This window comes from Alistipes sp. ZOR0009 (assembly GCF_000798815.1).
Lineage (GTDB): Bacteria > Bacteroidota > Bacteroidia > Bacteroidales > ZOR0009 > Acetobacteroides.
Window position 1 is genome coordinate 27,129 of the sequence record NZ_JTLD01000056.1, and the last position, 9,291, is coordinate 36,419.

The following is a 9,291-nucleotide window of genomic DNA, read 5'->3' on the forward strand; positions in this document are numbered from 1 at the left end:
CAAGAACAGAGGAGGAAGATATGCCTACCTTTCCTATTTTGAAACACTATAAACCCAAATATAAGCAGATGAAAATTTTAAAAATCAGCATTCTACTCCTAGTAGTAGCACTTACCTTTTCGTGCAGCAAAAGCGAGGACCAACCGAAGCCCGACTTTTCCGTTCTTGGCCTATCCTCATTTACCATTAATGGAGTTACGGTAGATGTTAAAAATACATGCCTATCCAGTAGTAGTAACGAACTCTTGTTTACTGCAAGTAGAACAGAAAACAACCTTAACCTTCGGAGCTTTAAGGCTTGGTATGTTATTTTTATAAAAAAGGGAGTACAGCCCAGCGTTAGCGCAAGCAGCATCTACCCCGATGCTACGATTACGGTTACCAAAAAAGATAACTTCAACAATATGGAAACCTACAGCGTAGAGGTAAAGAGGGATGGGTATAAGGAGGTAGGAACCTACTTTTTCTCATTTAAGATTCTCGAACCAAAAACAGCAGCCCAGATACAAGGGTAAGCGGAACAATAGAACCTTTGTAGGATACTAATACAGGCTTGCCGAATAAAGTAAAAGCGGCGTTGCTCTTTATGATGGAAGAGCAACGCCGCTTATTTTATAAACATTCCTACCAGTTCATTACCACCCTAAATCGGGTAGCAGGAGGAACAACAGAGGTGTTAAAATCGCTATACTGAACATACAACCTTATCGATCCTGGCGCAAAATCGAAGTCGTAGGTCTCGGTCCACGCTGCCTTTCCGTCTGTTTTATGGGTTACGTAGGGCAGTGGAGCTTGTATATTATCCTTTGTATACATGTACACAAACACATTCCCTTTTTCGGCAATAAAGGTTGATAGCCGAGGTATTGCCAGATCGGCATAGTAGTAGGAGCTTGCTCCGTTTACGGTTCCGCTCAGCGTCCATTTAGGGACCGACCACTCCGATACGTCCCAATTAGTGCCTGGGCCGGGAGGTCCATCAGGCCCCATAGGGCCTTCTCGCCCTTCGCATCCTAAAAGAAGGAAAGCCACTACAAGTAAAGATAGAAGTCTTCTCATGATCTTCTCTATTATTTATTGAACATGGTAAAAAGTAAGCATCGGTCAACGCTTGTTGATGTGCAACAAGCTGCTAAACATATATAAGAAACAAATGCATCCCATTTGTACTAACCAAATATAGGAAAAAAGTTAAGCCAAACGCAGCTGGTAAATCCCATTTTAAGTAAAACACCCCTATAAAAAAGCATATACCCACAAGGTGTTACGCTTCGCGGAACTAATGAGGTTCATCCTGCAACTAAATTTTGACGGGCTCTACGAGTGCTGCGCTTGTAGGGTGTAATGCCCGTGCCGCCAGCTGTGTTTTAAGCCAATTTACCACAAGTATTGCCGCTACGCTTGGCTGAGATGCTTTTAAAGGCTATGTTTGCCCGCTGCCATACCCAAAATAAAAGTAAACATGCTTACAGCTATTTGCAGCAAGAGCACTGAGCAGCTCTTCAAGACGTCCATTGTTCAGCAAACCGCCTTTTGGTCGGTGGTAAAGGAGATGATGGGGGTTAACACCATTGCGCTAAACTTTAAGATCAACCGGTCGCACCTCGACAACGACCACCAAAGCCTTGGTAGCATAGAATCGGACATTCTGGTGGTGGTACAGCAGGTAGACAGCCTGTACTCGATTGCCTACGTACCCTACGGACCAGAACTCGAGCCGCGAGAAGATCTACAGGGAACCTTTCTGGAGGAGCTCTCGGAGTGCTTACGCTCGCATCTTCCTAAAAATTGTATTATGATTCGCTACGACCTGTGCTGGGAGTCGTACTGGGCCAAGGATAGCAGCTTTTACGACGAGAACGGGCTGTGGAACGGTCCGCCAGCGCATACGACGCAGGAGCTACGCTTTAACATGAACACCATCGGGTGGAACTTCCGCAAGGCACAAGGGAATATACTCCCCTCGAATACCATTTACTTGGACCTGCACAAGGAACCTTCGGCCATGCTCGACGCCATGAAGCCAAAAACGCGCTACAACATTGGGCTGTCGGAGCGCAAGGGGGTTACGGTGCGCTCGATAGGCATTGAGCAGATCGATGTTTGGTATGCGCTATACCAAGAGACAGCCGCGCGAAACGGCATTTACCTGCACGACATCGAATACTTTAGGGCGGTACTTATGGCCAAGGCCAACAGCACGCAATCGCCCGCCGAGGTGCTGCTGCTGGTTGCGGAAGCGGAATCGACACCGCTTGCAGCACTCTTTTTGGTGATGACAGGCAGCCGAGGCTCGTACTTGTACGGTGCATCGTCGAGCCGAGGACGAAACGTGATGGCAACATACGCGCTACAGTGGGCTGCCATACGTATTGCCCGCGAAAAGGGGTGTACCGAGTACGATATGTTTGGTGTAGCGCCACGTCCGGAGCCTTCGCATCCGCTTTACGGCCTTTACCGCTTTAAGACGGGCTTTGGAGGGAACCTATTTCACTCGATGGGCTGCTGGGATTACCCGCTTATTGGCGATATGTACACCTACTACACCTCGCTGGAGCTTAAAGGGCAGGGATACCATGTTAGCTAGCTGATTACGTATGGGGAATCGACTGTAGAATGGGTGGAATATGAGATGTGAGATATGAGATATGAGATGTGAGATATGAGATATGAGATATGAGATGTGAGATATGAGATGTGAGATATGAGATGTGAGATGTGAGATGTGAGATGTGAGAATTTTCTTATATTTTTTTCTTGCCATTCCTTTTTTGGCGCAAAAAAGGAATCGAAAAAACATGGCAAGAATTAACTCGCACCGTCGGCTTATAGAGTCTTAACTCTTTTATGTTTGCTGTAGATCGATTTAGGGTTACAATTTGGGTGATGGTCGACTCCCCGAGCGTGCTCAAACAGAATTCTTGCCTGCGATGTGTGGCTGCGCCACGGGTGTTGACGGATGGATGATTCGCTTGCTACTATACGATAGCTGCCGGACTAGGGAAACGCTTTTGAAAAAGATGAAATTAGTGTATGTAGTATTGTATGCAGAGCGTAGTAAGGACGTTACGCTCTGCGAATTTCTGATAAACGGGAGGTGGCTATGGTGTATTGGGACTTTTTAAAATCAGCAGCAATATCTTTAGAAGAATGCCTGCACATCCGACAATAACCATGAACAACCATAGCTTCCCCTTTGAGGAGGTATTGGGTATAACCCCCTTTTTTAGCCAAATACCTAACACTACCAGTATTATTGGCAGTATAAAGCCGCTTAGTAACTCAACCATTTTGCTTTTAAATTTACAGGTGATGCCACCTATGCGACTATCACCTTAGCTCCTAAAAAAAGCAGCAGAACAGGTCTGCTGCATTACGTTAATTCGTTTAGGCGGGTGCTAGCAATTCTCTTCGTGGTAGTTTCGGGCCTTTAAGACATCCCAAATGCTTACCTTATTGTCAATGCTATCCAGCAGCCACTTATTATCTTTCCTTATAAAATGGTAGGTATCGGTAAAGCTCTCGCGCTCCTTCTTCGGATTCTTTGTGATGCTGCCAGATTTTTCATCTACCGTATAATCGAGCAGCTCTCCTTTTATGTGGGCCACATAGGCGTCTTGCGAATTATCCAAGTAGTCTTCGCAACCAATTATCCTGACATCGGATACGAAGATACCGGATACGATATTTTTTTCGCCATTCCGTTTCATGAGCTCGAGCTGCAAGCTGTAGTCTTCGTATAGGCTTGGAGTAACTATATCCTTTACTTTTTCGATATTTCGTTCCATCCAGGCGTCCTGCATTCTAAAAAACACCTTCTTGGCGTTATCCCTCATTTGCTCAAAATTCCAGAAAGAATCTTGCTGGGCGCTTTCCTTGATTACCTTACGGCTTTTACCAACCTTAAAGAATAGGATAACGGAGATAATTAGCGTATATACTCCCCAAATGATTAGCCCAATTATGCCTCCCGATCCCTTGCCTCCTCCGCCTCCGGCACGAGCAAAGGCGTCTACACTAATAACTAGAACTGGTAATAACGCTAAAAGTCTAAATTTTAATTTAGTTGTCATACTATAAATGTTTATTCTTTTTTGCAATTTCCAACAGCAGCATAATCATACCTCGCAGCCATCATCGTCTTACGCGATAGGTGCCAAATGGTGTCCTATCTCATTAACTTCACCCTTATAGGCAATACCTATCGGATAGCTAAGATGAAACTAGAGCCTTGTACGAAAAGAAGAGTTCCAACTTTAAGAACAAAATTTTTGGGTTGATATAGCGTAGCATGGACGATGCGCCCAGCAGAAATGAAATTTCTCTTTTGCTAAGTTCTAGCGTACTTTTGCCTGCCAAAAGTAGCAAAAAAGCAATGCGCAGTAGTGAAGATGTATTTAACTACTCAATATTTTTCTTCCTGCTATTTTTCTGGCGCAAAAAGGTAGCGCAAAAAATAGGACGAAAATTAACTCGCACCATCGGCTTATAGAGCCTTAACTCTTTTATGTTTGCTGTAGATCGATTTAGGGTTACGCTTTAGGTTATCCTTAACATACCAAGCGCTGCTTATAAGAAAATACTTTCCTCCTATAATATTTTCTTGTCATTCCTTTTTTGGCGCAAAAAAGGAATCGAAAAAACATGGCAAGAATTAACTCGCACCGTCGGCTTATAGAGCCTTAACTCTTTTATGTTTGCTGCAGATCGATTTAGGGTTACAATTTGGGTGATGGTCGACTCCCCGAGCGTGCTCAAACAGAATTCTTGCCTGCGATGTGTGGCTGCGCCACGGGTGTTGACGGATGGATGATTCGCTTGCTACTATACGATAGCTGCCGGACTGGGGAAACGCTTTTGAAAAAGATGAAATTAGTGTATGTGGTATTGTATGTAGAGCATAGCAAGGATGCTATGCTCTACAAGGAAACTTTTAGTGCTTCCAAATACCTTGTCCTTTAATATAACGGTTATAGAACTTATCAGCAGAAGCGTTCTTAAAATACTTCTCTTTAGCCTCACTCTTTTGACCGCAATACTCCTCGTACCTATATTCGAAAACTTCACTTGCCGGATAATTTACAACTTCCTTTACGTAAAACTCATTTTCAAATCTAACAAGGCTGTCTGTACGACCAAGGCTATAGGCAATTCTATTGCTGAAAACAAGAGGACTCTGCTCTTTTGTATAATTCTTTGTTCTAATTCGTTTTTTTGATGGGTATTTAAATAAATCGCAATCTCGTAACAATGATTTATTAATACTATACTCCGAAATAACTTTTGATGTTTTGGATGGAATGCATACAACCTTTTCTTCGTTGTACGATACAGAAAAGCCTGAAGATGCCATTAATCCAACCGTATTAACTGCCGAAATCCTATCAGTTTGAACTAAGTCTAAGTAGTTTACACCCGTTACAGATCTAGTAGCCGAAACGCTGCGAGTAGATGCGGCACCCGAACTAGTTGAATTAGTAAATACCCTACTCCTATAATAGTTGTGAGAGATACCGTTAAGAACAAAGAAGCTCTCCTCCAAATTCAAATAAATATTATGGTCTGTTTTATTATAAAATTGAAAGCCAATATTACCACCTTCGCTCCATAGGTTATAGGAAACCTTGCAGTTATCATCTTCGTAAACTAAATTGCTGCTGGTAGCAGCCAACTCGTTAGAGGATGCGGTTTTATAAACCTGATAGTACGTTATTGACCCACAAGAAGAGAACAGAGCGGCTGCTAATGCAGCAAATAGAATTCTTTTTGTTTTCATTGATTAACAAATTATGATATAAGAAAATTTTTGTCGTATTGTGTAATAAAACTCGTATAACAATAACCTACAAATTACCGTTAAGGCCTGAGGACTTTAATGGCAAGAGTCTAGCAAGAACATCACGCTCTGCTAGGTTAACTATTGCAAGAGGCTCCTATAGCTTTATCCTCGTAAAGACTATGATGCGCTGCACTCTGAATCCAAATATTTTCATTCAACCTTAACACATCAATAATTTCTAGAATAGAGAGAATATCTGTATAAAATTTGCTAAAAGAATCATCCTCGAGTATTGATTTAGAAATGTTAGGTTCAAAAATAGTTTTCTCATAAATAAGAATAGAAACTTTACTTTTTGAAAAAGATACATATACTTTCTCCTTTTCTTTTAAAGAAAGTTTAAACTCCATAAGCCTCTCCATAAATGAGTAGGAAAATATGTAGCGAGCCTCTACTTCATCGGTTGATATTGTTCTAAATAGCACTTCAAACTCTGGATTTTCAAGAACAATATTTTCTCCCTTAAGTCCTTTCATGACATTGTTAATCTGATCTCGCTCTAGCGTTTTATCTTCAACAAATGTGTTGGCCAATATCTTTTTATTAAAATCGGCAATAAACAGTAAAGAGGGTTTAAAATTTGTACCCGCTTGCACATCGCCTTTTTGGCCAAAATTGAGCTCTACTATACTTGTTTGAACACCACGATAGGTCCCTTTTATATAATCTCTTACATTAACTTTTCCTTCTTTGAGCCACTTTTCCTTGAAAAGTTCAGTATTATGCAAATCTTCGTACGGAATCGTTTCTGGTATATATTCAAAAGAACTATCGATAAGCTTTATCACACGTTCGACAAATACACTTTTCTTGCTATTAAAATACTTCTCATAATCCAACCTACTTATTGTTAAGTGGTGCACAAGCAAAGCAAAAGCGATAAGTCCAAAAAAAGACAAAAAAGCATAAAACCCTGATCCATCTATAATACAAGAAAATACGACCAGCACTCCAACTCCAATTAAGACCTTACAGACGATATCATATACATACGATTTTTTTCTTATTAATTCCAATTCAGGATATTGAGCAACAAACTCATTTTGAATATTTTCTATTTCAGGTCTCATACTTTAAATAGCTCTTTTACATCATGATTTTTCTTCTCAGAAACTTCTATTTCAAACATATCTAACTGCTTATACGCCATTAATCTTGCAAAAAAACAAGATGGTATTGTTTCACATTTATTGTTATAAACGAGTACATTTGCATTATACGTTCTACGTGCTGCAGAAAGTTGCTCCTCGACTTCGTTTAAAGCTTGCTGAAGTTGAATAAAGCTATTGTTGGCTTTTAAATCTGGATAACTCTCGGCATTGAGCATTATTGATTTAAGTAAACGTGTTGATTCTGATTCTACTTTCACCAAATTTCCCTTTGCTCCACCTCTCAACTCAACTAACTTTAGATGAGTATCCTGCTCGTATGCCATATATTCCTTAACTGTAGCAACTAGATTAGGAATTAAATCAAATCGTTTTTTAAGCATCGCATCTATTCCTCCAACAGAATAGTCAACTCTATTTTTACTTTTCACTAAGCTATTGTAAATAGAGACAAGATAGACTCCAACTAAGCCAGCAGTAATGTAGATTACAATCATACAATTGTTTATATAATAGATAAAACTTTATTTTCAAGGAAACGTTAGTTGCGGAATAAATAACAAGCGCAACATAAAAAAAACATAGCCTAGCTTCACAGCCAAACAGGGTTAATCCCTCTTCTGGATCTTGCAATAGCCTGCATCAAGGATGATACTAGCAAGCAAACAAATTCAACGAGTAAATAGTAGGTGCCAATTTTCAAAATTCAAAAATAGCAAAAAGCAGCTCACTACAGTGAAGGCAGGCATGTGTAGTACAATATTTTTGTTCTGCTACTTTTTGAGCGCAAAAAACATGAAATAGATTAACTCTTTCTGTCGGTTTATGAAAGCTTTGAGATCTACGTTTCGCGGCAGAACTACATAGATTTAAACCTGAAGAAATGATTGTACTGTCGATTAACTAAAAAAAGTCTGCAAGGCTGGTGGGTATAAGGCAGCAAAGCCCGACCTGTGGCCGAGCGTTGTATGGTGGTGGAAAGGCGATGCTAGCAGGGTAGCCTTTCGGGTAGCGGATCGAGGCTGAGCTCGATGAGGGTAAGGTTGTGGTCGTTGACGGCGTAGTAGGCAACCTTGGTTTCGTAGCCGTTCATCTTGACAAATACGGTGTAGTAGCCGGACTTGACGTTTTTGCAACGGAAGATGCCCGAGGAGGTGGTTACCTTTACAAAGGTGGGCTTGAGGGGCTCCTTTAAAATTAGCGACTTGTCGGCCGAATACTTGTCGTAGATGGAGCCGTCCATGTCTAAGTAGAACTCCACGATAACGTTATTGAGGAGCTTGCCCAGGTGGTTGGTGATGAGGGCCGATATGGAGACTTCGCGGCGAATCCTAGAGGGTTTTATCTTGATGGCGTTAAATATCTGGTTTACTTCGACGCGGTATACGTCGGCTACGCCACGAAATAGGACGAGCACGTTGTCGAGGTACTCGCGCTGCTTGGTGCCAACCAGCTCGGCGCGGTTGCGTAGGGCTACAATGGCTGGCTTGGCATCGTTGCGCTCCTTAATCATCTCGACGAGCCGAGCCAGCTGGGCCTGCAGCGCCTTAAAGCTATCGGCGGTATAGTGCAGCGGTACGATGCTGGCAATGTTGGCGCCAATGAGCTCGACCAAGGATGTTAGGCATGTCACCACGCCCTCCTCGCCTAGGCGATCGAGCCCGTAAAGCTTAACGGAAGCCTTCTGCGTAAGCTCGATGTTCTTGTTGAGCTTGGCAATGGTTAGGAGCTTCTCTAACGGGGTAGCAATGGACTTGATGAGGTTGCTGCGCAGGGTGGCAATCTCGAGGGTATAGTTGGTGCTGTACGTTTTCAGATCCTCCTCTATGGCCTGAATGTCCTGTACCGTTTGCTCTAGGAGGGTAATGTTCTCGTCAATTTTAGGAACGGTGTGTAGCACCGGGTAGCTACGGTAAAGATTCTTTACAACTATGGCTTTGCCGTTTTGGAAAAGAAGATTTGGTAAAAGTTTTGGCTGCATCATCATTTGTTACAATGAATATGGTTTGACAAAAATTATCTTACACTAAAATAATTCTTTACCAAAAATCAAAAAAAACGCTAACGCAAAATCGCGACTTACACTTTTAAGCTCTTTTTGAGTTTTTGGTTACACATCGAAATAGCCGAAAAGACAAAAACCTACACTTGTGTAAACATATTTTATTTTAGCTTCCGAATTATCACATCGAATAATTTTTGCATTTTTTCTACTCAGTACCAAAATAAATGAGGTCGGAGCTGCAAACAATCTACTCAGAACAAAAAAAGATGAGGTCGGAAATGCTAAAACGGCATTTTGGGAGGTTGCAAAAAGTGTACTCAGAGCAAAAATAAATGTGG

General features: G+C 41.7%; 10 protein-coding genes. 2 read left to right on the forward strand and 8 right to left on the reverse strand.

Annotated features, from left to right (window positions below; translation table 11 throughout):
• Window positions 1-68: 68 nt before the first annotated feature.
• Window positions 69-515: a hypothetical protein gene (locus L990_RS14710; RefSeq protein WP_156121622.1), complete on the forward strand. Its 447-nt coding sequence runs from the start codon at window positions 69-71 to the stop codon at window positions 513-515.
• A gap of 109 nt (window positions 516-624) precedes the next feature.
• Here the strand turns inward: L990_RS14710 and L990_RS14715 are convergent, their stop codons facing one another.
• Window positions 625-1,059, reverse strand: a complete 435-nt coding sequence (locus L990_RS14715; protein ID WP_052181056.1) for a hypothetical protein — start codon at window positions 1,057-1,059, stop codon at window positions 625-627.
• Between the two features lie 403 nt (window positions 1,060-1,462).
• Between L990_RS14715 and L990_RS14720 the strand changes: the two genes are divergently transcribed.
• Window positions 1,463-2,587: a lipid II:glycine glycyltransferase FemX gene (locus L990_RS14720; RefSeq protein WP_047450942.1), complete on the forward strand. Its 1,125-nt coding sequence runs from the start codon at window positions 1,463-1,465 to the stop codon at window positions 2,585-2,587.
• Between the two features lie 514 nt (window positions 2,588-3,101).
• Here the strand turns inward: L990_RS14720 and L990_RS14725 are convergent.
• From L990_RS14725 to L990_RS20420, 7 genes are all read right to left on the reverse strand, one after another.
• Entirely contained in the window at window positions 3,102-3,290 is a 189-nt protein-coding gene (locus L990_RS14725) for a hypothetical protein (protein WP_047450944.1), read from the reverse strand.
• A gap of 108 nt (window positions 3,291-3,398) precedes the next feature.
• Window positions 3,399-4,073: a Tim44 domain-containing protein gene (locus L990_RS14730; RefSeq protein WP_047450945.1), complete on the reverse strand. Its 675-nt coding sequence runs from the start codon at window positions 4,071-4,073 to the stop codon at window positions 3,399-3,401.
• 860 nt (window positions 4,074-4,933) lie between these two features.
• Window positions 4,934-5,776, reverse strand: coding sequence for a hypothetical protein (locus L990_RS14740; RefSeq protein ID WP_047450948.1), 843 nt, complete (start codon window positions 5,774-5,776; stop codon window positions 4,934-4,936).
• 137 nt (window positions 5,777-5,913) lie between these two features.
• Entirely contained in the window at window positions 5,914-6,909 is a 996-nt protein-coding gene (locus tag L990_RS14745) for a DUF3137 domain-containing protein (RefSeq protein WP_047450949.1), read from the reverse strand.
• Window positions 6,906-7,445 (reverse strand): LemA family protein, encoded by a 540-nt coding sequence (locus L990_RS14750; RefSeq protein WP_052181057.1) that lies wholly within the window; start codon window positions 7,443-7,445, stop codon window positions 6,906-6,908. Before L990_RS14750 ends, L990_RS14745 begins: the two co-directional genes overlap by 4 nt.
• 491 nt (window positions 7,446-7,936) lie before the next feature.
• A complete protein-coding gene (locus L990_RS14755; RefSeq protein WP_047450952.1) occupies window positions 7,937-8,935 on the reverse strand; it encodes a hypothetical protein in 999 nt (332 codons plus the stop codon).
• Between the two features lie 123 nt (window positions 8,936-9,058).
• Window positions 9,059-9,291 (reverse strand): hypothetical protein (locus tag L990_RS20420; protein WP_231562288.1); only part of this gene is annotated, 233 nt, incomplete at its 5' end.

Excerpts from the sequence above, each read along its gene's own strand:
- L990_RS14730 (WP_047450945.1), bottom strand. The coding sequence starts at position 4,073 with ATGACAACTAAATTAAAATTTAGACTTTTAGCGTTATTACCAGTTCTA.
- L990_RS14755 (WP_047450952.1), bottom strand. The coding sequence starts at position 8,935 with ATGATGATGCAGCCAAAACTTTTACCAAATCTTCTTTTCCAAAACGGC.
- L990_RS14740 (WP_047450948.1), bottom strand. The coding sequence starts at position 5,776 with ATGAAAACAAAAAGAATTCTATTTGCTGCATTAGCAGCCGCTCTGTTC.
- L990_RS14710 (WP_156121622.1), top strand. The coding sequence starts at position 69 with ATGAAAATTTTAAAAATCAGCATTCTACTCCTAGTAGTAGCACTTACC.
- L990_RS14750 (WP_052181057.1), bottom strand. The coding sequence starts at position 7,445 with ATGATTGTAATCTACATTACTGCTGGCTTAGTTGGAGTCTATCTTGTC.
- L990_RS14745 (WP_047450949.1), bottom strand. The coding sequence starts at position 6,909 with ATGAGACCTGAAATAGAAAATATTCAAAATGAGTTTGTTGCTCAATAT.
- L990_RS14715 (WP_052181056.1), bottom strand. The coding sequence starts at position 1,059 with ATGAGAAGACTTCTATCTTTACTTGTAGTGGCTTTCCTTCTTTTAGGA.
- L990_RS14725 (WP_047450944.1), bottom strand. The coding sequence starts at position 3,290 with ATGGTTGAGTTACTAAGCGGCTTTATACTGCCAATAATACTGGTAGTG.
- L990_RS14720 (WP_047450942.1), top strand. The coding sequence starts at position 1,463 with ATGCTTACAGCTATTTGCAGCAAGAGCACTGAGCAGCTCTTCAAGACG.